Source organism: Martinezella lusitana, assembly GCF_016901135.1.
In the GTDB taxonomy this organism is placed as follows: Bacteria; Pseudomonadota; Alphaproteobacteria; order Rhizobiales; family Rhizobiaceae; genus Rhizobium; species Rhizobium lusitanum_D.
Map to the genome: position 1 here is coordinate 1 of NZ_JAFEVL010000069.1, position 26,550 is coordinate 26,550.

The 26,550-nt window shown below is 56.0% G+C and carries 26 protein-coding genes and 2 pseudogenes; 11 read left to right on the plus strand and 17 right to left on the minus strand.

The window, feature by feature from the left end:
- Positions 1–576 precede the first annotated feature (576 nt).
- From JTP94_RS29295 to JTP94_RS29305, 3 genes are all read left to right on the plus strand, one after another.
- Positions 577–1,716, plus strand: coding sequence for an RHE_PE00001 family protein (locus JTP94_RS29295; RefSeq protein ID WP_204853941.1), 1,140 nt, complete (start codon positions 577–579; stop codon positions 1,714–1,716).
- 239 nt (positions 1,717–1,955) lie between these two features.
- The gene (locus tag JTP94_RS29300) at positions 1,956–2,876 is read left to right on the plus strand and encodes a DUF1837 domain-containing protein (RefSeq protein WP_204853942.1); all 921 of its coding nucleotides are present in this window, start codon (positions 1,956–1,958) and stop codon (positions 2,874–2,876) included.
- A gap of 3 nt (positions 2,877–2,879) precedes the next feature.
- A complete protein-coding gene (locus JTP94_RS29305) occupies positions 2,880–4,985 on the plus strand; it encodes a DEAD/DEAH box helicase (RefSeq protein ID WP_204853943.1) in 2,106 nt (701 codons plus the stop codon).
- Positions 4,986–5,163: 178 nt separating this feature from the next.
- Here the strand turns inward: JTP94_RS29305 and JTP94_RS29310 are convergent, their stop codons facing one another.
- Positions 5,164–5,868: a DUF6977 family protein gene (locus JTP94_RS29310; protein ID WP_204853944.1), complete on the minus strand. Its 705-nt coding sequence runs from the start codon at positions 5,866–5,868 to the stop codon at positions 5,164–5,166.
- Positions 5,868–6,380, minus strand: coding sequence for a DarT ssDNA thymidine ADP-ribosyltransferase family protein (locus JTP94_RS29315; protein ID WP_204853945.1), 513 nt, complete (start codon positions 6,378–6,380; stop codon positions 5,868–5,870). The genes JTP94_RS29310 and JTP94_RS29315 overlap by 1 nt, the downstream gene beginning before the upstream one ends.
- A gap of 357 nt (positions 6,381–6,737) precedes the next feature.
- Between JTP94_RS29315 and JTP94_RS29320 the strand changes: the two genes are divergently transcribed.
- On the plus strand, positions 6,738–7,757 hold the full coding sequence (locus JTP94_RS29320) for a hypothetical protein (RefSeq protein WP_204853946.1): 1,020 nt from the start codon (positions 6,738–6,740) through the stop codon (positions 7,755–7,757).
- Positions 7,754–8,365: a GTP pyrophosphokinase family protein gene (locus JTP94_RS29325; protein ID WP_204853947.1), complete on the plus strand. Its 612-nt coding sequence runs from the start codon at positions 7,754–7,756 to the stop codon at positions 8,363–8,365. Before JTP94_RS29320 ends, JTP94_RS29325 begins: the two co-directional genes overlap by 4 nt.
- A gap of 45 nt (positions 8,366–8,410) precedes the next feature.
- On the opposite strand, the gene JTP94_RS29330 is transcribed toward JTP94_RS29325, so the two are convergent.
- From JTP94_RS29330 to JTP94_RS29350, 5 genes are all read right to left on the minus strand, one after another.
- Positions 8,411–8,893, minus strand: coding sequence for a hypothetical protein (locus JTP94_RS29330; RefSeq protein ID WP_204853948.1), 483 nt, complete (start codon positions 8,891–8,893; stop codon positions 8,411–8,413).
- 312 nt (positions 8,894–9,205) lie between these two features.
- A complete protein-coding gene (locus tag JTP94_RS29335) occupies positions 9,206–10,414 on the minus strand; it encodes a three-Cys-motif partner protein TcmP (protein ID WP_204853949.1) in 1,209 nt (402 codons plus the stop codon).
- Positions 10,415–10,516: 102 nt separating this feature from the next.
- Complete coding sequence (locus tag JTP94_RS29340; RefSeq protein ID WP_204853950.1) at positions 10,517–11,350, minus strand: DUF5131 family protein; 834 nt, start codon at positions 11,348–11,350, stop codon at positions 10,517–10,519.
- Between the two features lie 471 nt (positions 11,351–11,821).
- Positions 11,822–12,808 (minus strand): zinc-dependent alcohol dehydrogenase family protein, encoded by a 987-nt coding sequence (locus JTP94_RS29345; protein ID WP_204853951.1) that lies wholly within the window; start codon positions 12,806–12,808, stop codon positions 11,822–11,824.
- Positions 12,809–12,921: 113 nt separating this feature from the next.
- Entirely contained in the window at positions 12,922–13,662 is a 741-nt protein-coding gene (locus tag JTP94_RS29350; RefSeq protein WP_204853952.1) for an SDR family oxidoreductase, read from the minus strand.
- Between the two features lie 97 nt (positions 13,663–13,759).
- On the opposite strand from JTP94_RS29350, the gene JTP94_RS29355 reads away from it, so the two are divergent.
- Positions 13,760–14,398, plus strand: a complete 639-nt coding sequence (locus tag JTP94_RS29355) for a TetR/AcrR family transcriptional regulator (protein ID WP_204853953.1) — start codon at positions 13,760–13,762, stop codon at positions 14,396–14,398.
- Positions 14,399–14,575: 177 nt separating this feature from the next.
- Here JTP94_RS29355 and JTP94_RS29360 read toward each other — a convergent pair whose 3' ends face one another.
- The 7 genes and pseudogenes from JTP94_RS29360 to JTP94_RS29390 form a co-directional block, all read right to left on the minus strand.
- A complete protein-coding gene (locus JTP94_RS29360; RefSeq protein WP_246755413.1) occupies positions 14,576–15,169 on the minus strand; it encodes a hypothetical protein in 594 nt (197 codons plus the stop codon).
- A complete protein-coding gene (locus tag JTP94_RS29365) occupies positions 15,156–15,608 on the minus strand; it encodes a hypothetical protein (protein ID WP_204853965.1) in 453 nt (150 codons plus the stop codon). The genes JTP94_RS29360 and JTP94_RS29365 overlap by 14 nt, the downstream gene beginning before the upstream one ends.
- Before the next feature lie 175 nt (positions 15,609–15,783).
- Positions 15,784–16,169 (minus strand): annotated as a pseudogene (locus JTP94_RS29370) (IS5 family transposase); the annotation flags it as partial.
- Between the two features lie 259 nt (positions 16,170–16,428).
- On the minus strand, positions 16,429–17,331 hold the full coding sequence (locus JTP94_RS29375) for an NADP-dependent oxidoreductase (RefSeq protein ID WP_204853954.1): 903 nt from the start codon (positions 17,329–17,331) through the stop codon (positions 16,429–16,431).
- 188 nt (positions 17,332–17,519) lie between these two features.
- Positions 17,520–17,930 (minus strand): DoxX family protein, encoded by a 411-nt coding sequence (locus tag JTP94_RS29380; protein WP_204853955.1) that lies wholly within the window; start codon positions 17,928–17,930, stop codon positions 17,520–17,522.
- Positions 17,931–17,963: 33 nt separating this feature from the next.
- Positions 17,964–18,338 carry a glutathione S-transferase N-terminal domain-containing protein gene (locus JTP94_RS29385; protein ID WP_204853956.1) on the minus strand — a complete coding sequence of 125 codons (375 nt, stop codon included), beginning with the start codon at positions 18,336–18,338 and terminating at the stop codon, positions 17,964–17,966.
- Positions 18,338–19,183, minus strand: coding sequence for a class III extradiol ring-cleavage dioxygenase (locus JTP94_RS29390; protein ID WP_204853957.1), 846 nt, complete (start codon positions 19,181–19,183; stop codon positions 18,338–18,340). The genes JTP94_RS29385 and JTP94_RS29390 overlap by 1 nt, the downstream gene beginning before the upstream one ends.
- Positions 19,184–19,333: 150 nt before the next feature.
- Between JTP94_RS29390 and JTP94_RS29395 the strand changes: the two genes are divergently transcribed.
- On the plus strand, positions 19,334–20,248 hold the full coding sequence (locus JTP94_RS29395) for a LysR family transcriptional regulator (RefSeq protein ID WP_204853958.1): 915 nt from the start codon (positions 19,334–19,336) through the stop codon (positions 20,246–20,248).
- A gap of 465 nt (positions 20,249–20,713) precedes the next feature.
- Here the strand turns inward: JTP94_RS29395 and JTP94_RS29400 are convergent, their stop codons facing one another.
- Together JTP94_RS29400 and JTP94_RS29405 are read right to left on the minus strand one after the other, a co-directional pair.
- Positions 20,714–21,364, minus strand: a complete 651-nt coding sequence (locus tag JTP94_RS29400; RefSeq protein WP_204853959.1) for an FMN-binding negative transcriptional regulator — start codon at positions 21,362–21,364, stop codon at positions 20,714–20,716.
- A gap of 64 nt (positions 21,365–21,428) precedes the next feature.
- On the minus strand, positions 21,429–22,052 hold the full coding sequence (locus JTP94_RS29405) for a helix-turn-helix domain-containing protein (RefSeq protein ID WP_204853960.1): 624 nt from the start codon (positions 22,050–22,052) through the stop codon (positions 21,429–21,431).
- A 97-nt stretch (positions 22,053–22,149) separates the two neighbouring features.
- On the opposite strand from JTP94_RS29405, the gene JTP94_RS29410 reads away from it, so the two are divergent.
- The 4 genes and pseudogenes from JTP94_RS29410 to JTP94_RS29425 form a co-directional block, all read left to right on the plus strand.
- Positions 22,150–23,280, plus strand: coding sequence for a PLP-dependent aspartate aminotransferase family protein (locus JTP94_RS29410; protein WP_204853961.1), 1,131 nt, complete (start codon positions 22,150–22,152; stop codon positions 23,278–23,280).
- A 120-nt stretch (positions 23,281–23,400) separates the two neighbouring features.
- On the plus strand, positions 23,401–24,234 hold the full coding sequence (locus JTP94_RS29415; RefSeq protein WP_204853962.1) for a PhzF family phenazine biosynthesis protein: 834 nt from the start codon (positions 23,401–23,403) through the stop codon (positions 24,232–24,234).
- Positions 24,231–25,121 carry a hypothetical protein gene (locus JTP94_RS29420; protein ID WP_204853963.1) on the plus strand — a complete coding sequence of 297 codons (891 nt, stop codon included), beginning with the start codon at positions 24,231–24,233 and terminating at the stop codon, positions 25,119–25,121. Before JTP94_RS29415 ends, JTP94_RS29420 begins: the two co-directional genes overlap by 4 nt.
- Before the next feature lie 199 nt (positions 25,122–25,320).
- Positions 25,321–25,599: pseudogene (locus JTP94_RS29425) on the plus strand (transposase); the annotation flags it as partial.
- Here JTP94_RS29425 and JTP94_RS29430 read toward each other — a convergent pair.
- A complete protein-coding gene (locus JTP94_RS29430) occupies positions 25,585–26,211 on the minus strand; it encodes a hypothetical protein (protein ID WP_204853964.1) in 627 nt (208 codons plus the stop codon). The pseudogene JTP94_RS29425 and the gene JTP94_RS29430 overlap by 15 nt on opposite strands.
- Positions 26,212–26,550 lie beyond the last annotated feature (339 nt).

The following is a 26,550-nucleotide window of genomic DNA, read 5'->3' on the forward strand; positions in this document are numbered from 1 at the left end:
GCTCGTCAGGCTCATAACCTGAAGGCCGCAGGTTCAAATCCTGCCCCCGCAACCAAATCTTTCCCCTTTCCAGGTCTACTATCGCTGGCGCGAAGACTTCATCTTCGCTGGCGATCGTAGCTCATCGCGCCTCAGGATCAGAACCTGAAGGGTGAGGCGCGCTCGAGCAAAGCGCGATCGGACAGTCCAGTGGACTGGTCAAGCAACCAACGGCGCAAAGCCTGCAACCGCAACCAGTTTCTGCATAATGCTATTAATGTACAGGTTTGACGTGCCGAAGGGCGCGGGGTGGCGCAAGCAAGCCGCGATGCGTAAAAGTACTCGCGCATCGGGCCTTGCTGAATGCGGAGAAGCTGAATTCGACGTATGAATAGAAAATTTTAAGTGTAAATATCGCTCATTAAAGATTAATTTTTTTTCTTAGAAGATATATTACGCTTAATTCTGCATGTTTTCTTTGTGATATACCTCACCATCGATAATTGATACTTATCGATGGTTATAACACAAACATCCAATCATACCATGTTAGGAACTATAATATTCAGATAGAGTTCCTATAACAAATCATTTACCATGATTTCAATGGCTTACGATCTTTCAAAAATCAGCATGACAGTCCTAATGCGGCCGGCTTTCGAGGCTGGTGTCGCTCTCACGCGTCTGGACGAGCGCATTGCCCGTTCTCCGGTCGGTCAGGGCTGGATCGAACGCCAAAATTTTGCCGATGCCTGTGCGTCACTGTGGATCGACGGCGAACTCGTCCATCTTGAAGATCTTGTCCTCCACGACGCCACCCGCGACATTCGCACCCCGACCCATGAGCTGACCATCGCCCGCGACGTTCTAAAAACTCGCCGGCGCATTTCTGGCCAGCTCCCCGGTTGGGCACTCTCGGCCGACGGGGTTCGGTCGCTGCGAAAGACCGTGGAGATCGCGTCGGCCGACGCTGACGAGGTGGTGACGACCGGTACCGTCCGGCCTGCGGTTGCAAGCGATATGGAAGGGGAAGGGGACGACGCCGACCACATCGAGAACCTTCCTGGCATCGATTATGCCGCCATCGATGCGGTTCTCGCCCGATCGGAGGCGGCAATCGAGAACGCAACACGGCCCGGCCGGAGTGGCCGCCAAGAGAAAGATCCGATGATCTACGATCTCGACTGGGACGAGGATGCGCGGCTGGAGGAATGGCGTGCTGTTTTGCGGCAGGCCGAAAATATGCCGGCGGTGCAGCAGGCGATCGTTGCCCTCGATGCCTGGAATGAATTTTCGGTGCTGCAGCATGCGCCCTGGCTCGGCCGGCTGTTGGCGGCCTCGATCCTGCGCCAGGCCGGCGTCACCACCGGTGCGCATCTCGCGGCCATCAATCTCGGCCTGAAAACCATTCCCGTCGATCGGCGCCGGCATCGTGATCGGGAGACCCGGTTGCTCGCCATCGCTCACGGCCTCATCGCGGCCGCCGAGCTCGGTCTGAAAGAGCATGACCGACTAGCGTTGGCGCGCACGATGTTCGAGCGAAAGCTGGACGGACGCCGGACCTCTTCAAAACTGCCGGAGCTGGTCGAACTGGTGATGGCGAAGCCATTGGTGTCGGCCGGGATGGTGGCGAAGACGCTCGAGGTGACGCCGCAGGCGGCGCGGCGGATTGTGGCGGAGCTCGGGTTGAGGGAGGTGACGGGGCGGGGGAGGTTTCGGGCGTGGGGAGCGATTTGAAGCCGAGATTTTCCTCCGGCGACCAATTCTTCTCGTAATGGCCGTTGTAGGTAATCCTGGAAGTCAGATTGGAGATTGGGCGCATCGTTGCATCCTGTAGATCCCGCGATGCTCAAGAGAGGAGGAATTCGACCGCATTTCACAGAGTAACTGTGCGCGGGCCGTGGTGACGCCACTTGTGCGGGAATACCAAGTTAACGAATACAAGTATAAGCTTACGCAAAAGCTGGTGGCAAAAAATGGTTGGTTTCAACTTCGAAATTTTAGTCGACGATTCACTTTCGGAGGTGACCTCGGCCGAGCATCTGAAAAAGGCGCTTAATAAGCGGCTGCTGAGCTTCATAAACGATTTCGAAGATGGCTCCTGGAGGTACCTGAAGTTCCAGAGCTATATTTGGGATAATATCGCGCAGACCGCGCTATCTGAGCGGGAAAGGTTGTCCCTGATCGACCAAGGATACTCTGGCCTACATAATGCGGCAAAAAACCTACGATTGACCGATAAGGATAAGGTAGGCGAGGGCAGCGAGATCGCCGAAATCTTCCTCTACGGTGTTATGCGTCACCATTTCGGAGCGCTGCCTGTCGTGCCGAAGATCTTTTACAAGCAGAACACCCAAGACAATGCAAAAGGCGCGGATAGCGTCCACATCGTCATTAAGGGCGACGATTTTACCCTCTGGTTCGGCGAAGCTAAATTCTACAATTCAATCGCCGATGCCCGATTGGGATCAATCGTCAACTCGGTCTTCGAGTGTCTCACAACGGACAAGCTGAAAAAAGAAAACGCGATAATAACGAACGTCTCTGACCTCGATGTGCTTCCTATAGAAGCTTCCCTCAAGGAGAAGATAAAATCAGCGCTGCAGCCGCATCATTCCATCGACTCGCTGAAGTCGCGGATCCATGTCCCGATCTTGGTATTACACGAGTGCGAGATCACTTCCGACGCAACTGAACTTACGGTCCAGTACCGCCAGAAGCTCATCGATTTCCATCAGGAACGGGCCGAAGCCTACTTTACCAAGCAAATGGCGAAATCTCAGACGCTGCACAAATACGACGATATTACCTTCCACGCGATCCTCGTTCCCGTGCCAAACAAAAAGCTCATCGTGGACGCTTTCACGCAGCACGTCGCTCTGTTCAAAGGTGCGTAAACGATGGACGTATTCGAGACCTGCCACGAAATAAATGATCATCTCAATAGAGGGGACGAGGCGAGCGCCAGGAACAGGCTCATTAAACTGCTGAGCGATATGGAGCAGAGGAGAGAGCCTTATCCAGAAGTCCTGAATCAGCTCATCCGGTCGACGGGTCTGTTTCCCTACATGAAGATGGACAATGTGTCCTGGGATCAAAGATATGTCCACGCTGCATTTGAGGTCGATGTGGGGAAGGGACGTGCAACGCTCCATCGTGAACAGTCCCTGGTACTGGGCAAACTGTTGAGAGGAACCAACCTTGCGGTTAGTGCGCCAACAAGTTTTGGCAAAAGCTTTATCATCGATGCGTTTATTGCCTTGAACTCTCCTGATACCGTCGTTGTCATCGTGCCGACGATCGCTCTCATGGATGAGACGCGCCGTAGAATTTTCAAGAAGTTTTCGCGGGAATACACGATCATCACCGCTCCGGATACTGATCTCGGTGAACGCAACATTTTTATCTTTCCACAGGAGCGGGCGTTTGGATACCTAAGTAAGATCGACAACATCGATCTCTTGGTCGTTGATGAGTTCTATAAAGCTAGCAAAGCACATGACAAGGAGAGATCGCCGTCGCTAATCAAGGCGATCATCAAACTCTCGAAAAAGGCAAAGCAACGATACTATCTAGCGCCGAATATCAAAAAGCTCGCGAGCAACGTTTTCACCGATGACATGGAATTTCTCGAACTTCTTGATTTCAACACAGTATTTCTTGAAAAACACGAGCTTTATCACGAAATTAATGGCGACGAAGTTCTGAAGGGACAGAAGCTTCTTGAGATTATCAAGCCGAGATCAGCTAAGTCACTGATCTATGCGGGAACATACGCAGATATAAAACGCGTTACAAAAATCGTCACCCAAAGCATAGATGTCGTTGATCGGGCGCTGACAAATCACTTTTCCGCTTGGCTGCGAGAAAACTACGTTAGCGATTGGCCTTTGGCGGACTTGGTGGCTCGAGGAACGGGCGTGCACAACGGGAGCATGCATAGGTGCCTAAGTCAGATCCAGGTCAAAATGTTCGAGCATGAACGCGGTTTAGACAATATCGTGTCAACGTCCTCGATCATTGAAGGGGTCAACACCTCGGCGCAGAACGTGATTATCTGGCGCAGCAAGATTGGAAGCTCGAAGCTTAAGGATTTTTCCTACAAGAATATCATCGGTCGCGGCGGCCGGATGTTCAAACACTTCGTGGGCAACATCTATCTTCTTGAGCCGCCACCAAAGGACGAAGACTCCCAACTTGAGATCGAGTTTCCAGAACAAATCCTAGGCGATCTGGACGAGGATCAAGACGGCGACAGGCTGACTTCAGAGCAGTTGGAACGCATAATCGAATACAGGCGGTCGATGTCAGACATTATCGGTGAGGAGGAATTCGCCCGGTTACGACGTGACAACGTATTGCACGATAGCGACGCGGAATTTCTCCTGCACCTAGCCACTGATATGTACAATAATCCCGAAGAATGGAACGGCTTCGGCTTTCTCAATTCGAGCAATCCAGACCAGTGGGAGCGGATGCTCTACAAGCTTTTGCGTTTTAAGAGTACCGGCTGGGACGGTCAGTTTGGGCATATTGTCGCGGCAACAAAGGCAATGTCTGGAAATTGGCGCCTGCATCTTTCCCGGCTTCTCGACGGACTCGCAGGGACCGGAATTGGGATCGACGATTTTTTCAAGCTGGAGCGTACAATAACCTACAAGCTCTCGGCGCTGATCAGCGACGCAAACGAATTGTACAAAATCATAATCAATCCAGACGTGGATGTATCACGCTTTGTGGCTGGTTTGAGCCGCGCCTTCCTGCCAGGGCCAGTCTATTCTTTGGAAGAATATGGCCTTCCGCGTATGATATCCAAGAAGATCCATCGAAGCCAACTGATGGATTTCACAATACCAGACTTCGGGCTCAATGATGCCATCAAGCAGTTCCAGGGCATCGGATTTCAGAGGATGGCCGAGATTGATTCACTGACCAGGTTCGATAAGTATGTCCTAAAATTTTTCTACGAGGGGATCACACCTCTTGATGAAACGCCGCCAATGTAACGGATTGCAAACGATCCACGCAACGGAGACAGCCTATCGACCGGGTAAGGAACTAGACTACGTTCACTATTCCTCGCCTCAAACTCATTATCGATAGGGGCACTGCTGTCGCATAGTCCGCACTCAAAGTGTTCCAGCATTGTGCCAGTGCCGGCGATGTCATGGATTGATGTCGGTGCTAAAAATGCAACTGATCGGCTTGTTCAGACTGCGAGCGTCTTGACCGGATTTGCTCTGACATGAGCGCAATGAATCCTTCTGCCGAGTTCATCGCTCTATCCAGAAGGCCGGCGCGCATCAATGAAACGAACAGAGCGCAGGATTTTGCTTGGCAATTGATTGATTTTTTGGGGTTGAATTCGATATCGGTAAATCCCGCGTAGCGCATATGACCGTCAATCCTTTCCCTTAGCCATTCCCGATGCGGGTAGATGGCGTTGAGATAAAGCCAGTCGTAGAAAACAGTTGAAGGCTGGAGCGGAAATTCGTTTCCGTCGAGCTCGAAAGCTACTAAGCGGCCGGAGTCTTTCAATCTGGGATCTCGCTTCGCGCTGCGGGGATCGGTCAGGTACAGATCGGTATAGGGTCCACCGTGTTCAAATACCTTGCTGCCTTGGAAGGCATTTTCAAGTGGCATCAGTCCTGAAGCGGTATCTACTTTGAGATGAAATGCGCTCAGGTGACGGCCTGCCTTTTCCTCCGACTTAGAAGATATTTCGAGCAGTGGGCTATATCCGGCACGCGCAGCTGCAGCGTGCAGCGCGTGAACGTTCTTCTGCTTCTGAACCGGCGCGAAACCTGTTGCGAACGGGATATCGAAGTTCATGACTTTGACGAATCCCGGAGAATCGACCGACGGTATGAAAATGGGGCGCTCGGCCATCAGATGTTTCCGATCAAGTCGAGAGGTATCTGGCATGGGACCAAAACCTCATATTTTTCTGCTTGCAGGAGCCGCTGCTGGATCGCCGGGTCTTTCCAATCCGTCCGAGTGTAAAGAACCTCGAAGTCGATAAGATCGGCTGCCTGCTCAATCGGAACGGATTCTACACCACTTTTGTTCGAAACGTCATTCGTAAAACGTACGCCGGCGAAGTCGAGCACTGCCGGATGTATCCGGAGGAAAATCGAGTCTGTGATGCGACCGTCTCTGCGTGCAACGTATTCCATGGGATGGCTGTTGCGGAAGCACAGATGCACATAGTTGCCCATTCCCTTCAATGCATCGGCGTCTCGACTCCATTCGTTTCCGCCTGGGGCGGGAACCGCGACACCTCCTGCGACGAGCTGCGCGATCGGGAAAAGCCCGCCGTGCTGACGAATGAGATCTAGATTTCTCCGGTCGGTAAAATGGTATAGAAAGGGGACTTTCTTTAACGGGCTGTTTGGGTCCACGGCGATCTCCTCCAAGGGTTGCGCTACCATGTCGTGTATTGGCTGGACCCTCAATCCCTATTTTTGATTTCAAACTTCGTTCCCGTCGCCTCCCGTCCAAAGAACGGAGCGGTCAGCTGTCGCCGCCTCAAGTTCACGCCGGTCTTGTGGGAAGTTTTGGGACGCGCAGGGGATATTTAAAGCGAGGAATGTCGGCGAGTATGTCTGCCTTGAGAAGCGCCAGCAGGAAGTGATCATATGCGATGTTGCGGATTCTCAGTTGGTTGTGATGCGGCAATAATGCGCGTCTACTTGTGCGGGACAGGTATTCTATGTAGCTGTTGTAAAATCGAAGTATTCGGCAGCGGGGGGATAAGCTTGCCTATCGAGAGCATCCATACATACCTTGTCTATCCGAATAAGGGGGCAGCCGACCCGTCAGTTATCGTCGGGAGCCAAGTCCCGCATGAAGGCGATATGTTCGTCCTAATGAGGAACGTGTACGAAAAGGCCGATACCGAATGCAACATCGGCATCGCCTTCAATAAGGGCAATGGCGGCGCTCAAGCGAACGCGCGTCGCGACATGTTGATTGCCTATGCCTCAGCCCCTGGAGTCGATTTGGGCCGCGTGCTAGCCGAGGAACTGGCGACAGTAACGACACGTCGCTCGGGGCTCGGGCTTCTATTCCTGATCAAAGGCACCGAAGGCGCCGAGCACAAGGTGGTAATATCACGCTTTCGTGCCAACAACGGCGTGGTCGTGAACGAGGCTGCTGACATGCTGACGGTCGAATTCATCGACCGCGTATTCATGAAGAATGCGCATTCCTACAAAGCTGTCGTCTACAAGCATCAGTCATTCCAAGGTGGCTTCTGGAGTGGGATGGCCGTCGACAAACAGATTAACAGCCAGGATCTGGAGTCGTCGGACTACTGGGTTAAGGAGTTTCTGCTGTCGGACTTCATGACAAGTCCCGCGTTTGGCACCCGTCGTCTCGCTGTCGCACTGAAGAAAGCCATCAAGGCTACGGATGATCTAGAAGTTAAGCGCCAGATCACCGCCGCAGCTACGCTTGCCAGTGGGCTTGGTGCGGAGACATTAAGCGTTGAGGCGTTCTGTAATCGATACGGATTTACCGAAGGTGCAAAGGCCGCCGTGGTGAAGCAGCTCGAACGAGCTGACCTGGCCAATGATAATTTCCAGTTCGATGCAACCGAGTTCACAAAGCAATTGCCCTATCGGACGGTGGAGCTGGACAACGGAGCCATGCTCACCGCGGACGCTGCCTCCTTCGATAAGGTCTTCGAACACACGCCCGTTGAGGAAGGGGCCGACAAGATACGCTTCAGCACAGTCGGCTCGGTTGTTAGCGAAAAACTGGAGAAAGGTAGATGACGGTAGAAGCTCAATATCGAGCGCGATACGAAACCGTGCTCTTTCCCATCGCCGATAAGCTTTCCAATTTATTGCACGACATCTTCGCAGGTCAGCCGCGGATTGATCGCATCTCGACGCGCCCGAAGTCCGTGGAGCGCTTCGTGGGGAAAGCCACTGCGGAGAAGGATGGCAAAGCGAAGTACGATGCTCCGCTTCATCAGATACAGGATCAGATCGGCGCGCGGATCATCACCTTCTACAAGGATGATGTGCATAGGATTTCGGAGGAAGTTCAGCGCTACTTCCACGCCATCGAGTCGAAAGACATGTTGCCGGAGAACGAGTGGGAATTTGGATATTTTGGAAATCACCATATTCTTATGCTGCAGCAAGATCTGATCGACCCGAATTTCGACAAGGACCTTGTACCCTATTGCTTCGAGCTGCAGATTAAGACGCTCTTTCAGCATGCGTGGTCCGAGGCGAACCACGATCTCGGCTATAAGCCCGGGCAGCAGCCACTCGAAAGCGACGAGTTGCGACAGCTTGCCTTCACGTCCGCTCAGGCGTGGGGAGCAGATCGGGTGTTCAACGACCTGTTCATAAAGCGGAGCACACAGGGATAAGAGCCAATGCTGCTTAACTCTTGCCGCAGAGTTGCCTTCGAGATGTCAGGCTGGCTCAACCTGAACCGCTTCCGGCTGTTTCTTTGAGGTTTGGGGCGTCTCCAAAGAGGTTTTGTTGGCCACGTATTCCTCTAGCTCAGCGGCGTGGTTTTCGCAGCCTTTAGCCTGTTTGCGCAGGAGTAGTATATGGCCAGCAAGTTCTTGCGGCGTGCAAAGGCTCAATGGAACTAGTGCCCTTCCGCCGTCTCTAATCACAGGATACGATTTAACCAGTCGGGTGTGCCCGGGAAAGACCATTTGAGAAGATGCGGGATCATCGCTCATGCCAATGCGCTTCAGCATTTGTGTAACGACACTCATTAGATGCTTCTTGGCAAAGCTCTTGTAAAAATCGGCATAAGGGCCTGCCAAAGGCTTGTTTTCCAGAACTTCCTCAACAATTTGTCGCGGCTGAACAATCTGACCTTTGTCCATTCGTTGTCCGATCAGTTGATGAAATTCAGCCAGTAGTGCAGCGTCTTTGGCCATGAGCTTTGTCCCTTCGGTTCTTAGATATACCAAAGCATAAATTTTGAAGCGTTGCGGCGTTTCAAGCGATACGATCAGGCAGAACTTATCGCGAAGCCGGACCTAGGCTACCAATAATCCACGTGTGCTCGCAAATGTCAAAGCCGATGTTCTGATTTTGTTCATGCCGAAGACGTGTCGCGCAACTTGAGTTAGCGGGTCTTGACTTCCAACGTTACGACACGTGGGATAACGGAATCGGCACAGACCGCGCAATCTGAGTCCGGATACGATCGCAAAAGTCGGATAGACTCTTCCCATTAGTGTCGTAACCTATCGGCTGCTGAGCGACCAAAGCTTCGGCTGCTGGGCGACACCAATGGTGTCCCGATATACAGGCACAGGGGTACGTTTCGTACCGTTGCCCTCATTTCTAAGATCCAACTCCTTTTCCTCGACGAGAAATGCCGTCACCTTGTCGATGTCGGCGAGGCGAGCAGGCGTTTCGTTGGCGATGGAGGTGACGAAATCTCCGTATGGAACTGAGACGCTGCCATGGACGCCCCGCATTCTTCGCATGAAGTCGTCAGCAAGGCGGTCTTTCATAACCTCTTCGTCTTTGGCGCCGAACCAAAAATCTGGAGCACTGTCCGGATCGATGTTCGGGTTGAAGCCTAACATCTCCAGGCCGCCATGCCCCTGATGCAAGGACTGGTTATTGATCAGCCAATGGCTGTCGACCATCACATTCCGTGCCTTGAGATGGTTTGACAGATGAACCAGCCATAGGTCCTTTCGGGCTTCCTTTGACCGAAGAAAAAATGGGCTTTGGAATTTGGCTTTGGTAGCATCGGCGATGTGCCGCAACAGCAGACGTTGAATGACGTATCGTCCACCTTGCTCGTCCTTGAAGCTGAGAAATTCGCGAAGCTGCTCTTCCGATATTTCAATAGGCGAGACGCGCTTCAACGTCTGTGGCTTGTCTGTCAGGTAGTCGATCAGCCAACCGACCGCAAAGGTGAGAATGCACTCTGCTGCGCTAAAGCGCAAAATCTTCCGAACCGTTTCGAAAGCGACGTCGGAGTAACCTTTCTGATCCAGCAGAAAGATTGACCGCCCAACCCCGCGCTTGGTCCGGCCTTCAATACGACGACAGATATCCGGAAATACGGCTTCAAAGTCGGCGTTGTAAAGGAAGATCGATCGGTCAAGTTGGCCCAAGTAACCGGCTTTGATCAGCTCCGCCCGCAAAAATTCGACGTGATCCCGTTTGCTGTCGACGAAGTGATACTCCGCGTCGATCGTCAAAGGCTTGTTTCGACCGGCATTTGCAACCCGTTCTGCTTTGGCGACCGCCTCGAGAAACAAAAATGGGGTGCCGTTTACGATCGAACCGTCGTCGGTAAACCTCCCGCCACCGCAAAAGCCATCAACGAGAGTGATGCGCTGTCGGTCCTGTGCATGATTTACAAGAATTGCGGGAAAGTAACTTTCCAGATAACGCGCGATCAGTCGAAGCTTTGCATCGCTGTGCGCGCTCAACGATGGAGGCGTTGAACCTATCTTCCAGCCGAATTCAGCGATTGTCGCGACTCCTGTTGTCGATCAACAGGAGGTTGCGATTGTGTTACAGCCCTGTCAAGGTCACGCCGCGTTTACGTTGTTCTTATCACCAGCCGGAAAGTGTCTGATTAGTCTTCCGTCCAAGAGACCACCACCCTTGCCGAACGGATCAAGATCCTTGATCTCCGCGGCGGAGATACCCTTCTCCTGTACGAGGGGATTGTTGCCCGACGCGCCCCACTGCTTGTGAAAGGCAGCGATTCCGAGAGCATCGCAATCTGCGATAATGTCCCTGACCCAATTGCACATCATTGGACGCGCACCAGGACCGCTTTCGCCACCGCTGATCAGCCAATCGGGCCTTGGATCTTCTTCCGAAATACGAAGGGAACCGATCGCGGGCTCATAAGAAACAAACCAGACTTGGGCGGGGACCTCGTTGATGACGTGTTTGCGCTGATCGAATCGAACCTGATCTTCGGCCGTAAAGCCGAGCCAGACGTTTGAATACCCGGTAGCGCCCCAATCTGGCGGAAGCATTTTCTTGATATTCTGCGGACGCTTTGTGAGGAGCTGCCAATCAAGCGAGGGTGTGGCACGAATGACCTTGAAGAGGTCGAGACGCCAAGCAGGATCAGCTTTATTATCGAACACATCTGCCAGCGATGCGCAGAAAACTCTCTGCCTGCGCCCATGAGCGGCGGCGAACTCCGCCGCTTTGCGCTGCCAGATATGCGGCGACCGCCAATAGCTATCGGTCGTTCTCTTGCGCGGCGAGTTGCCCCATTTGACTTGGCCTGACCGCTTCGACCACGCTTCGGCATAGCAATGATCGCAGCCTGGACTGATATTCGTGCAGCCGGTCCATGGATTGAAGGTGTGATCAGTCCATTCGATTGTTGAATTCATCGCCATGGCGAGGCCCTTCATGCAAAGCAGCGGTTGAATCTACATTGGTTTCCGATGGTGACCAAACGATTAAAATACGAACAATTTTCGCTGATTAAGGGTGGGTGCACTTCCCTTCCTGGCCAGCTAACCCAAAATTTGCAACGCATTGTATTGAAATGAGGATATGCTGCCATCCATTCTTAAACAGCATGGCTGCGGGTTCGAATCCCTTCAAGGCGAGCAGATTGTCGGCTCCCAATCCCACCTCAGAATGAACTATCAGAACGGCGAAATAGCATGACGCCGTCCCAATCAATGGGGCGGCGTCGGAAACGAGTCCGACGCCGCTCAACTTTTGTGCATTCGCCGGGCACAAGAACCGGCTCTGGCACGTGGTGATTCCTCATCTCGATAGCCGATGTGGTAGGGGGCGAACCATATCCGCATCGCTTCACGCGAGCTCATCAACCTAACCGCCACAAGCCTGCCGTGGCATCAGCGGCCAGCGGCACCGTCAAAGTGCAAGAGGACCTTGGTACCGGTTACGGCATGAGCGACTGCGTCCTTGACGCGATCGAGCGGATATACCGCAGCAACCGGCTGGGTCGGGCCTTTGGGACCCAGGTGTTTGACGAGCTTGTTGAGGGCTTCGTTCGTCTTCACATAAAGGTCGGGGTAGCTCTGGAAGTAGGCTTCCACCGTCAGGCGTTTGCCTATGATGGCGAGAGACGACAGTTCCATCGGCTTCAGCGTCACGCCGCCGTAGACGACGAGCTTGCCGCCTGGGGTAAGAATCTGGGCCACCCGTCCAGCGGAGGGGCCGCCGAGAACGTCGAGACCGAGCGGGATATTGAGGCCTTCAAGCTTCTTGGCGACCTCATCGAGGGGTTCGTCATCGACGATAACGAAATCGCAGCCGCGATCCGTCACGGTCACGACATCCGATACCTTGCGGACGAAACCGATCGATTTGATGCCGCGCTCTTTTGCAAGAGTGATTAGCCAATGCGAAAGCCCGGACGTAGCCGAATTGAACACGACGGCATCGCCTGCCTTTAACGCGACGTATTCGGTGAGCAGCAGCTCGGCGGATACGGGATTGATTCCCATCATCGAAGCTTGCTGCGGATCGGTATCAGGGGGCACTACAACCACATCAGATGCCGGCACGTTCAGCCGCTGCTGATATGTCGGAACCGAAGCGAGCAACGGAGGAAGGACAACGCGATCACCGACGGCGACTGACCTGACGCCTTCTCCGAGCGCCAGGACGACGCCTGCGCCTTCGTTGCCGATCGTTGCCGGCGGATTTGGCCGCAGCGGGAACACGCCCCACGGAACCATGAGATCGTTGAAGTTGATCGGAGCGTATTCGACACCGACAAGGACTTCGCCCGGGGAAGGCTGCGGGGGCTCGGGCACGTCACGAACCTCAAGATTTTCCACTGCGTCGCCATATCCGATAAGTTGGACCGCCTTCATGTACTTGTTTTCCTTTGAAAGATTGTTGGTCAAAAGAGCGTCCTGGTCCACGTCCTTTGGGGGCGAAGACGCGGACCAGGGACAAGTAGGCGGCGGAGAGCCACCCACAACGATTACGCATTCGCGCCGCCATCTACGGTCAGCGCCGTGCCGGTGATGTACTGGGCCTTATCGCTTGCGAGGAAAGCCACCATGTGACCGATGTCATCGACCGTGCCGTAGCGGCCGAGAGCGGTCAGCGAACGAAGATTTTCGCCGAACGGACCGTGAGCGGGGTTCATGTCGGTATCGATGGAACCGGGCTGAACGACGTTGACGGTAATGTCACGCGAACCGAGTTCGCGTGCCAGACCCTGAGAGAATGCCGTCAGGGCAGACTTCGTAAGAGCGTATACCGGAAGGCCTGCGCCGCCCGGCACCTTGTCGGCAAAGAAACTGCCGATGTTGATGATACGGCCGCCCTTGCCGAGATGAGGGATCGCTGCCTGGCTTGCGACGATCGGTGCGCGGACATTGACGTTCAGCAATGCATTGATGTCATCCAGGGACATGTCCTTGACTTCAGCAAGACGCAGAATGCCCGCGTTGTTGACCAGAATGTCGAGACCACCCAGTTCTGCCACAGTCTTGGCGACGGAAGCCTGGACTGCCGCCGGGTCCGCGCTGTCGGCCTGGATGGCGACCGACTTGACGCCGAAGGCTTTAATCTTGGCAACCACTTCAGCCGCTGCTTCGGCCGATTTTTCGTAGGTGATGGCTACGTCGGCTCCTTCGGCAGCGAGCGCGGTCGCGATTGCCGCGCCAATGCCCCTGCTTGCGCCGGTAACGAGCGCGCGCTTTCCAAGAAGTGTCATTGTCGAGGTCCTTTCTGTAATGATCGACACAAAACTATTAGCATGTTGAAAAAGGGCGTCAATCGATTTATGTATCGATCAGCACAAAAGGTGAGAGATGGCAGTCACGGGACGACCCAGGGAATTTGATCGTGAATCCGCATTGAACAAGGCGATGCTTGTGTTCTGGCAGAAAGGCTTCACGGCGAGTTCGATGAACGACCTCTGTGACGCAATGGGGATCCGCTCGCCAAGCCTCTACGCGGCGTTCGGCAGCAAGGAGGCGCTCTACCTCGAAGCAGTCGATTTCTATGCGCGGACTGTCGGACCGACGATATGGGGGCAGCTGACCGATGGTCCGACCGCGCGCGCGGGCGTGGAAAATCTTCTGCGTGCAGCGGCGGACGGTCTCCCGAAATGCGGGATGACGCCGGCTGGTTGTATGATCACATTAGCGGCCTTGGGCGAAGAATGCTCGGAGGTGATCCTGGACACAACTCGGAAAGTTCGACTGCATTGCCTTGACTTGCTCAGGGCGCGATTCGGCGCCGCCGTATCAGATGGCGAATTGGCGTCGACAGTCGATGTGGAGCATCTGAGCCGGTTTTATTTGAGTGCCTACCAAGGCATCGCGATCCAGGCGCGTGACGGCGCGACTGCCGAGGAATTGAGAGGTATAGCTCAGACTGCTATGGCGGCGTGGCCGCCGTATGCGTCTCTAATTGATTTCGCTGAAGAACGGGACTCACTTCGTTAGTGGTCGATGGTTCAGATCCATTCAAGGCGACTACTCACAACCAGATCAGAGACTTGGTGGCGTCAAATGGTGATAGTCGGGTGACCTGCGGCTCGTCGGAGGCGTTCGAGGCTGGAGTTGGGCCTTTAGAAATCTCAGTACACGCTCGCGCACTATCGGCACCGTAGGCCATGACGCCTATTCATATTTTGAACGGTATCTTTCGTCGGGTGGCTGCCAGTTCTCGATGAAATCCAGCGGATCAACGCTTCCCATCATGACCCTTGCGATTCTCAGCCGCTCTTCCAGCCGCTGGCGACGTTCTTCATCGACACCCCCCAATCGCTCCTCTGCGTCCGAGAAAAAGCGTTCGACCGTCATTGCCTTTCCCCACTTCTCAATGGTTTCTGCCAGCTGTTGCCGACTGTCGGTGAGAGCCTGAGCCACTTTGCGGGCATCCTCCCGTCGTTCGTAGCGCTCCCATTCCTCCTGCTGCTCTTTCTTCCTCTTCGCTTCGGCCTCATCCTCGGCGATCATGAGACGCCGCAGATTGTCTTTGGACGCTTGCAACGTCTCGATGATTTTAGGGATCATCTTGGCGAGCGATTCCTGCTCCGTGTCCTGCCAACTATGGGTCCACTCGACGCCCTTCTTTGGTGAGTAGGCAATTATCCGGAAGCGGCCGGAGGGCATATCCTGCTCCGTTGTCCAGGAGTTCGTCAGTTGCCAGGACTTGGCCGATCGGATGAGCCTGCTGTCCTCACGATGGTAGTCGCCATCAAAGTATCGCATCGTCACCCTCTCGGTCATCTCTGTGAGAGCCAGCCCTATTGGCACGGTGTCGATTTAGAAGATCGTCGGCCGGTCTGGTCTGCGACGCGACGATATCACCCGGCCTGACACCAAGGATCGATTGAGCTATGTGCGAGCGCTCGGCTTCCAGTTCCCGGTCCCAGCGCTCCAGGTGGTCTTCGATGTGCACGAAGGCTTCACGGGCGGCTTGAAATGGCCGTTCCGCTCCAAACCAAATCCGATCGGCCATGGCCAGAACATCATTCGGAACAGACCTATCCATGGCATAAGCTGCGCTTGTAATCATTTCATATATGCGTTCAGCCTCACCCAACGCCTGAAGCCGCGATTGATAAGGTTTGATCCTCGCCTTGGAGATAGCCGGCGGCAATGTCTTTTCTTCCCCGCCCAAGAAGTCGACTGGCATGACGTCGCGCAAGCTGATCTTGCCCGTGGCATGTCGTTCGGGTGGCGCCTCGTCCCGCCAGGATCGTCTGTTCCACTCCACCCAAGCGGCATCGGATGAGATGCACAACCAGCTGTCGAGTATGAAATCAGACTCCGGCAGGTAGAGATGATGGCCTGACCAGGCATGGTCGCTTGCCGAGAGTGGGCTTGGTGCTCAGGCCGCCGCGAGAACGGCCAAGGGCTTGATCTTCAGCCCCTTTTTTGCGCCGGCAGCGTGCTGATTGGCGCGGATGATGGTGGAATCAACGATCAGGTATTCGAAGTCCGGATCGTCCGACATCGCGGCGAACATGCGCCACCAGATGCCCTTCCGGCTCCAGCGGCTGAAACGGCGGAAGACACTGTTCCACTCGCCGAACACTTCCGGCAGGTCACGCCAGGGCGAGCCGGTACGCACAATGCAAAGCACTGCTTCCACGAACATGCGGTTGTCGCGGCCGGACGAGCCGCGCGTGCGCTCGTCACCAATGATGTGATGCGCTATCCGCGCCCACTGCTCGTCCCGAAGGATCAGACGATCCAAAACACCCATGACTGCCTCCAAAAGACAGTCTTGAATCTGATTTGCTCAGCCTTGGAAACCCAAGAGTCCACACTTCCTAGTGTGAAAACAGCAGTTTAGCGCAGAGGTGAGAAATGCTTTCGGTTCCCCCAGCCTCTCAGAAGTGGCTGCCATCGGGTGTCGGAGGCAACCACTTTTTTGGTGCTATCGGTATTGGCTCGGCAAACTCGCATCTTCCTGTTCGATCGTTCGACAGAGAGCCGGTGCGCGGCTGAGACTGAGAGTGTGCTCAATGTTTGAGCAGGACTTTTCCTTGAATGCCGGCAGCAACCGCGCTCTGTGCCTCGCCGATCTGATCCAATTCAAATGTTTTGGCTATCGGGATAGTCAACTCGCCGCGCGATGCGACCTCTGCGACCGCTTGCAGCGTTTCGGCGTCGGTGCGGTGGTAAAGTTCGTCGATTTTGACCCGATTTTCGGCATTTGCGCCTTCCGGTACGGGCACGATGCTGGCAACGTGACCGCCGTCTCGCACGTGCAGAATGAGATTGCCGGCAACGGGCGCTGCGGCGCTGATCGCGTAGTCGAACTTGGCAGTGGATGGTGTCTGGGTGATGTCGAGCGCCTCGCCCGCCAACTGACGCGCCTCTTCGAGCCGGTTGGTCCGGACGCCAGCCACCGGCTTTGCCCCAATTTCTCGGAGATATTGGATCGCAGCCCGACCGACCGCGCCGAGAGCGCCCGAAACCAGGACGCGATCACCGGCTTTGATGTGAAGGGCACCCACCGCCTGCCGCCCCGTCAAGCCTGCTTTCGGTAGCGTGGCTCCTTGTTCAAAGGTCAGATTGGTCGGAAGTATGGCGATCGCCGTGACAGGAGCTACCCCGTATTCCGCATGAGCCCCCTTACCGTTGTGAGCGAAGTCGGCAATGACGCGATCGCCGACCGCGATACCGGTTACGCCTGCACCGACATCGACAACGATGCCAGCCGCATCAGTGCCCAGCACAGCGGGAAGCTCCAGTGGAATGAACTGTGCCATAAAGCCCTGCCGGAGGATGAGGTCGAACGGGTTAACCGCAGAGGCTTCGATCTTGATCAGAACTTCGCCGGCATCGGGCTTGGGCATCGGCACCTCATCGATCGTGAACTGATCGACATCGCCGTAGGATTTGAGAAGGGCAGCTCTCATGTGTTTCACTCCTTTGTCTCTTCGTCTGTCTTCGGCGCTCTTGGCCGGCAATGTTTACAATTGGCACCAGCGGGCGGAAGCAGTCTGCCGCTGTCGGTTTCAGCCGGGCAGTCCGACCGAGCACCGTCGGTCGCGGCTGGATTCACCTCAGGGCCGGCAGTAGTGCACCGGCCCGGTTGTCATGCGCTTCAGGCGAGCCGTTGGGAGGTCGTCGCGCTCCGAGCATTGTCGAGCGCCCAGGCGCCGGCACCGGCAAAAGCGACATAGAGGAAGACAAAGCAGAACAGGATCGCCGGCTCGCCCATATTGAGCGCCGGCCAGAAACTCTGCGAGCCATGGGCCATCCAATAGGCGGCCGCCATCTCGCCCGAGGCGATGAATGCGGCGACGCGGGTGTAGTAGCCGGCAGTTATCAGCAATCCGGTGACGATCTCGATCGCGCCTGCGACGAGCATGATGGCGGGCAGGGGATAGGGTACGCCCGGAATCGCCGCCGGGAACTGGAAGAACTTCATCGTTGCATGTTCGAGGAACAGCAGGGCGGTCACGATCCGCAGAATGGCGAGGACATAGGGCGTCCATTTGGCAGTGTTTGGCATTGAATATTTTCTCCTTGATAATTGCCCAACCGGTCAGACGGCTGCGGCTTTCAGCTGTTGATTTTCTTTCCAGAGGTTCATCATCGTCTTGAACGGGCCTTCGACATAATTGCCGAATACCGGCAAGCTGGCCGGTTCGCGGCCGGATTTCACTGCCAGAAATGCGATGATGTCGTCGGACTCGGCGATGTAACGGCCCAGTTCAAGCTGAGCGGCAGGGAAGCTCGCCTTGGCAAGGTGTGGGCCGAGTTCAGCGCGAATATCTTCTTCCTGCTTCGATCCGGGCACGAAGTCGCGGATCTCCACCGCCTCCATGATGCCGGCTTCGAGCAGGAACAGTCGGACTTTCAGGCAGAAGGGGCAGTTCTGCTTGAAATAGACAACGGGCTTGAAAGTGAGATCGTTCATTACATTTCTCCTTGGGTTGGCGCGGCTCCGGGAGGATGGCCGAAGCGAAAGCTGGATGCGGTCAACCCGCCCGCGAAGTCGGTCTGGTGGTAGGTGACGGCTCCGGGTTCGTCTTCGGCTGCACCCACGGCGACCATCAGTGGGATGAGGTGGTCTTCGCGCGGGTGGGCCGCGCGGGCGAAGGGCGCCTGTTCCCACGCGAGCAACTGCTCTGCGCGCGCATCGGGCGACGCGTGGACGAGTGTCTGCTGAAGCCAGTCGTCGAACCGGCGGGATGGCTCGTATCCACTAGTGCCCCGCATGTCCCTCAGATTGTGATAGCTGAGACCGCTGCCGATGATCAGGACGCCTTCATCCCGCAGCGGCGCGAGTGCTCGCCCGACCGCGAGGTGCAGCGCGGGATCGTAGCCGGCATCGATCGACAGCTGGACCACAGGAAGATCCTCTGCCGGATAGAGTGGCTTCATGATGCTGAAAGTGCCGTGGTCGAAACCACGGGTGGGATCGAGTTGTGTCTCGATGCCGCCGCCGCGCAATAGCGCCTGCACCCGCTTGGCAAGCTCCGGTGACCCCGGCGCGCCATATGTGATGTGATAGAGATGCTCAGGGAAGCCGGAATAGTCATAGACCATTCCCGGTTTCGCACCGGACGAGATAGCGAAGCCTTCGCCCTCCCAATGGCCGGAGATCACTAGGATGGCCTTGGGCGCATCGCCAAGCTCGGCCCGCATCTCGACCAGCGATTGCTCGAGCTTGTCGAAGTTATTGCGGAATTCGCCCGTCATGTACGGCCATGGGCCGCCGCCATGACTGACGAAGTACGTCGGGAGGCGGGGATTGGTCATCGGTTTGCCCTTGTGAATGGGTGCCGGCAGCGGAAGGAGTTCTTGGGAACTCACCGACCCCGACGGTTCATTAATCAAGCAATCGACTTTTCTCTTGGATTGATCAATGCCACTTACATTGAAGGAACATTTCCTGCATGTTGATGATCAATGGATACGTTAACGAGTCTGCGGGTCTTCTGTGCGGTGGCGGAGCTTAAAAGCTTCACGGCAGCAGCAGAGCGCCTGAACCTTTCGCCGGCGATGGCGAGCAAACATGTCATGCAGCTGGAGAGCAGGCTGGGAACCCGGCTGCTCAACCGGACGAGCCGCCATGTCAGCATGACCGAAACCGGCATGCTTTATTTCAACCAAACGCGGCAGATGCTTGACGGCCTCGACGAAGTAGAAGCGGCCATCAGCAACGTCACGGTCATGCCGCGCGGGATATTGAAGCTCAGCGCCCCGGTTTGGGTCGCAAATGCGCTCGTCGCAGGCATGATTGCTGAATATCACCAGCGCTATCCTGACGTTTGCTTCGACATGGATTTCAGCGGCCGGATCGTGAATCTCGTGGATGAGGGCTTCGATCTCGCCTTGCGCGCGACAGCACCCGAGCGGCTGGATCCCGGGCTTGTGGCGCGCCCTTTGATGAAGATTGTTTTTCATCTCGTGGGATCTCCGGCCTATTTGTCGCGCACGGGCCGGCCGATGAAACTGGCCGATCTCAATGGCCATTCGTTGCTGCGCTACAGCGGCGTGAACTCGAACGGCGGCTTGGCCTTCGATGGTCCGGAGGGCCGGGAAACGGTGAAGTTCCGAACCGTGATGCACGAGAATGAAACCATGCTGCACCTGGCAGCGCTGGGGGGCATGGGCCTCGTTTTCCTGCCAACATGGATGGCCCAAGCCGACATCGCTGAAGGGCGCCTGGAGATGGTGCTCCCCGATGCGTTAAACTTCACCGCGACGCTCCACGCCGTCTATCCGAGCAGGAAATATCTTTCCGCCAAGGTCCGCACCTTCATCGACTTCTTGGCGTCACGAACCGTTCCCTGCCCAGCGGGTGAGGGCGTCGTCGGCTAAGTGACTTTACAGTAGCCCTTCTACTTTCAGTGCTGTCTGCAGAGATGGCCGGTAGCGATGCGACCAAGAAGCGCATGGCTCGCAAGAGCGTAAGAGGGTCGTTCGCCGACCCCATTGCTTCTCGGGGCGATCTTCGTTTGTGGAGTCAGGCTCCATAATGTCATCATGAAATAAAGCGCCGTTAGAGACTGCTGCTAACGCAGAGCATCGGAAGACAGCGCGCGCTCTCGATTAAATCGAACTCCATTGTCTCTGGATCAGCAACTCGCAAATCGTCCAGGCGGGTGACTGCGCCAACTTTCTTCTGGAGACAATGTCCATTCTGCTTGCTCCTTGGCGTGAGGCATGTGTCTTGAACGGTGTCTTGTTCGGAACCTGGGCCTCTCGCGTCCCAGCCGGGATGACGCGCTTTGACCTTGACGAGACGGGGCTCGTCCACAACTGTCATTCGAGGGCAATGCTGGTTTACTGGCCTGCCTGTTCGGATTTTCGCTGAGCCGCGGCGAGCATTGCCTGCCCCACTTTTTGTTCGCCGTGCGAATTCAACGTTTCTGCCGCGCCGCGAATGTCGCGCAGTTCCTTGTTCTGGCTGAGCTTGGCCTTGCCGACCAGGCGCGTGATCTCGATTTCCAGACCGACAATCGCCTTCACCATCGTGTCGATGAATTCACGGGGAGCATCACCCATCTTCCACGGCACCGTCTGGCTTGCTTCGTGTCTGTGCGTCAGTTTGGCGACATTTCGGCGAACATACCGCTCATCGTCATGGACGGTGACCCGTCCGTGAGCGTGTGCGACGATGTAGTTCCAAGTCGGAACCTGCTTGTGAAACTCGTGCTTGCTTGGATACCAGTTCGGCGAGATGTAGGCGTCGGCTGAGCGAAACACCACCAACACCTCATCGCCGGTCGCGATGTCCTGCCAGACCGGGTTGTTGCGTGCGACGTGGCAGCGAAGCGTCCCGTGATCTCCTCCCGTGCGGTCGAGCTCGAAGGGAATATGATTTGCGTCGAGCCCGCTTGATCCATGGGTGATCAAGATGCCCAGCGAGTGTTTCTCGATCAGCTCGTGCAGAACGCCTTGGCTTGGCTCATCAAAATGGGCGGGAACGTACATGGGGTTTCTTTCTTCAGAGGGTGAACATTTATTGGCAGGGTGGTCTTGCGGACTTGGCAGTTTGTCAATTCTCCAAGAATACTGTCTCGTCGGCGCTGCCTCCCCGTTCCAGGACCGCCATGGAGAAGCGAGCGGGCAGATCGCCCGCTGCGGCATAGGAGTGTTCCTGATCGGTGACCAGCCGCGCACCCTCGCCAGCACTCAGGATCAGGGTTTCGGCGCCGACGCGAATCTTGAGGCTGCCTTCAGCAACAGAAATTAGCTCGCGTGTACCCGGGCTGTGCCCATCGGCTCGAAACTCGTCGCCCGGCATGATGGTCCACGACCACAACTCGAACATGGTCGGGCCCGAAGTGGATACCTGAAGCTGTGCCTGGCTGCCCTTGGGGCTTGTCCACAAGACCTTTGGCTTGGTCCGCTCGATCGGACTGCCCGAGGCGTCATTTGCCGGATTGCTCAGGAGATCGGAGACAGAGAGCGAAAAGGCGGCGGCCAACCGGCACAAGACGCCGATACTCGGGTTCGCCTTGCCTTTTTCGAGAGCCACAACGGTACCCTTGGAGAGGCCGGTGAGTTTGGCGAGCGCGTCGAGGCTCAGTAGCCGCTCATGCCGGAGACTTTGGATTCGGCACGCAAGCACCGAGCCTAGCTGTTGCTCCGTCTCGGCCACCATCATCATTCCGGTCATTATATTGACTTTCCGTTGCGCACCCTCTACGGTCACTATAATGACCGGCGCGGCAATCTTCAACTTCGCCGACGAAATTCAGCATGAAGGTTCGGCAATGCATATCGAGACAAAGGCAATCCATATCGGCCGCAGCGTCGATCGAACGACGGGCGCTGTTTCGATCCCCTTGCACACCAGTACGACCTTTCATCGCGGCGCTGACGGTGCGTTTCCATCTGGCTTTGAATACAGCCGGGATGCAAACCCAACGCGTAACGCTTTCGAGGCTGCAATGGCCTCGCTTGAAGAAGGGAGCACGGCTCTGGCCTTTTCATCCGGCATGGCGGCGATCACTGCCGTGTTCGAGGGGCATGCAACAGCAGGTCGTATAGTCGTACCTGACGACATGTATTTCGGGATCCGCTCGCTCATTGAAGAAACGGATATCGGCCGACGTTTCGAATTCGTTGCCGTCGACATGCGTGATCTCGACAGGTTGCGGGCAGCAGTCACGGACGCGCCTACCGGTCTTGTCTGGATCGAAACTCCATCGAACCCGTTGATCCGCGTCGTCGATATCCGCGCAGTATGCCAGATCGCACACGAGGCCGGTGCGCTGGCGATCGTGGACAGCACCTGGGCGACACCCGTGCTACAGCGCCCCCTTGCACTCGGCGCCGATGCCGTCATGCACTCGGCCACGAAGTACATTGGCGGACACTCCGATCTCATGGCAGGCGTTGTCGTCGTTCCCGAAGGATCACAGCTGGAGCGGCCGTTGCGCATGATCCAGCGACACAAGGGAAGTGTGGCCGCGCCCTTCGACTGTTGGCTGGCGCTGCGAGGTTTACAGACCTTGCCACTGCGAATGCGCGCACATTGCGAGGGTGCGCAGAAGGTCGCGGAAGCGTTGGCTGCTCATCCCGATGTCGAGGAGGTGCTGTTCCCTGGCTTGCCGGACGATCCGGGCCACGCGCTCGCGCAACGGCAAATGAACGGGTACGGCGCAATGCTATCCTTCGTTATTCGAGGTGGAGCTGAGGGGGCGATGGGTGTCGCCAGTCGGCTTAAGCTCGTGACGCGGGCCACAAGCCTCGGCGGGACACATACTCTCATTGAGCATCGCGCGTCCGTCGAGGGCCCGAGAACAATGGCGCCGGCGGGGCTGCTCCGCCTCTCGGTCGGCCTGGAGCATCCCCAGGACATCATCGACGACCTGACACAAGCTCTAAATGGCCTTGGCTGAATCTGCCGAGGTCTTGGTGCTCATCAAGCTGCTTCCGTAGGATATTCGCCGAATGCTGCCTGCGGAAATCCACAATATGCGGGCAGCACTAGGTAAACTATCTACAGCACGGAGTTTCCCATGCACATGTATCAGGTCGATGCCTTCACCGACCGGCTTTTCGCGGGAAATCCTGCTGCCGTTCTCGTCCTTGACGACTGGCTGCCGGATGAACTGATGCTGGCGATTACTCAAGAGAATAATCTGGCTGAGACGGCCTTTGTCAAAGCCCGCCCCGATGGGGCATGGGATTTGCGCTGGTTTGCCCCGGCGCATGAAGTCGATTTCTGCGGGCACGCCACCCTTGCGACAGCGCACGTCCTGTTCACCAAACAGACGGCGGTCGCACTACTCGTCTTTCACACCCGGGTCGGAGAACTGCGGGTATCGAGGGAGCCGGGCGGATACCGGCTCGACATTCCGCGTCTGACGCCGGAGGTCATCGGCACATTGCCGCAGGAAATAGCAGGGATTTTCGTTGAACCGCCCGTCCGCATTTTCCGCAATTTCGAGAATATCTTTGCCGATCTCGGCAGCGCTAATGCCGTGCGCGGTTTCACTCCCGACCTTGCGGCGATTGCTCGTCTCGGACCTGTCGGCCTTGTGGTGACAGGACAGGAAGCCGAGGGCGCAAAAGCGCATTTCGTGTCTCGCTACTTCGCCCCCGGCGCAGGTATTCCCGAAGACCCGGTTACGGGGTCAATCCATGCGACGCTTGTGCCCTATTGGGCTGCGCGGTTGGGCCGCGACAAGCTCATGGCCTATCAGGCGTCGGCACGTGGCGGATGGCTCGACTGCGTGTTGACCGAGGATCGCGTTCTTCTGGGCGGGAACGCAGTGACCTTCATGGAGGCCACGATTTCTCTGCCGAACATTACGGCTGCACACATAAACGAGGAGGTAGCAGACGCATGAAATTCAACACTTCGATGAAGACCGGCACTTTCGTTACCTTCCCGGGCGGTGCCCTTGCGGGACAAGGCAGGATCGAATTTGCAGCGCCTTGTGGAAATGGTTGGCTCGTCATCGCAGACCGAACGCCAGTGCATCCCGTTAGCTTTCGTTGGCCGGACCAACCCGCCGATCTAGGTCAGATCACCTTTGCGGATGGAGTAGTGGTTGAGATTGTGGATGCTTGGACAGGCTTGGTCGATGCTGGCGCCGGTGTGCTTTTGATTGGGGACGAAGCCAAAACCGTCAGGAAGGGCGAGGGGGAGTGGCAGGGCGTGGTAATACATATCGTTCAGTCAGATCGTGACCTCGGTGGCTATATCGGTGAGGAAGCACGCTTCACGGTCGAACCGCGGAGACGCAAGGCGCTATCGGTACCGCATACGGCGGCGCATCTTGCTGCGTTGGCATTGAATGCGGCTTCAATTCCTTTCTGGACCAAGGATTTTGCGGATCTCGATGCGTTTGGGCGGCCGAATCTCGACAAGGCCGCAATAGCGAATTCCTCGATCGAACCGGCTGTGTCTACGGATATCTATCGATTGGGCAAGTCGCTCAAGAAGAAGGGCTTTGATCGTGACGGTTTTCTCAACAAACTTGAAACTGTGGGTGTGGAAATTAACGGAATGGTACGTCGCTGGTTGAAAACGAACACGTTGGTCAGTGTGACGCCTGGCGAGGGATTGCTTGATGATATTCGGCTGTGGCGATGCAACCTCGATGGCACCGAGGTCATCATCCCTTGCGGAGGGACCCATTTAGAGAGGCTTTCGAATATTGGTGATGTTGAGGTCACTTTAGCGCCCTCAGAGGACGGCTTTGTCATGACCACACACGCTCGAGAAGCGTAAGTCTTCGCCGAATTTTGCAAACTGGGCTGAAGGCTTCGCAGCCTGTCAACGAAATTACGCCGCCCGGGCGCGCCCGCCGGCTTCTGCTATCACAGCTTTCTTGCCCCGCGGGACTCGGTCGCATCCACCCACATGCGATGCAGGACGGTGGCGAGCTTGCGGGCATGCGCAACTTTTGCCCGCTTCACGTCATTTGGTAGGTCTACCCGCCGAAATCGTCATGGCCGACACCGCTTATGACAGCGATCGCCTGCGCAATGCCATCGCTGATAAAGGCGCTGTGGCGGTGATCCCCAACAATCCTTCCCGCGCGCAAAAATACCCGCTGGACAAGCATCTCTACGCCCAGCGCCACCTGATCGAATGCTGCTTCTCGAGACTCAAGCAGTTCCACAGGGTCGCTACGCGCTTCGAAAAAACCGCCGAAAACTACCTCGCAGTCGTCACTATCGCAGCAATCGTCCTATGGATCAGATAACTGTCCACACTTCCTAGTCCATCTGACGAAAATGATCGGGCCATCCGACGAGAAGGAGTGCCGTTTGCCTTCTGTCTCAAACACCAGCAGTTGAGGACGGGCAAGCGGCATCAGCCGCTCTACGAGTTTGCCGACGCTCAAGCGCACTGACGGTCCCCAGCTGACGGAAACCCGGCCGCTCTCTGCCCACTTCTGTGCCTGGCCTTGAATGAGAAGGAGGACTTGCGCTGCGACGTCCTGGTCGAGATTCGAGATGTGCTTAAGGCGAGATTCGTCCGGTCTCAGTTCGACACCCCGATCGCGGAGCTCGTCGAGGGCCGCAGCCAGGAATTTTGATTGCAATTCGGTGAAATGGCCGGCCGTGCGCTCCCGCGTCTCGCTACGGCGCTTATCCTCCAATTCCTGGCGGAAAGCCTTTAATGCGGGGCGACGTGGTGTTTGACCGGCCTCCACCCGAGCCCAGTATCCTCGCGGAGGTTTTGGGACCTGCATCTTCTGGCAAAGTTTGCCGACTGCGACATCGGAGATCCCAAGTTTCACGGCGATTTCGCTTGTTGGACGCTCCCAGACCTGAGCGAACAATTCCTCCCGTGAGATATCGTGTTTCGGCATTCGATGATCCTCCACTAAACGATCTGGTGGCATTTTGTATGAAATGGATTGCAGGATAGGCAAAGGGGAGCTGACATTCGATGCAAGATCCTATCTACAAGGCAATTGTCGCAGCCAAGATCGGTTTGCTGTTTTCTCATCCAGAAGCTGGCCATGCCATAGCTGCGCTCCGGCCCGTCGAAGTCTCGCGGTCTAGGAAGTGTGGACAGTTAGGTTCTGTCGCAAACTTTCTGTGGATTTGCCAGCGGTTTGATCTTGCCATAGATCTGGGTTGAAGATGAGCAGGCATGTTGAGTTTCAAATCATGGTCGATTTCAAAGGCAGTCACTACCCCAAAGA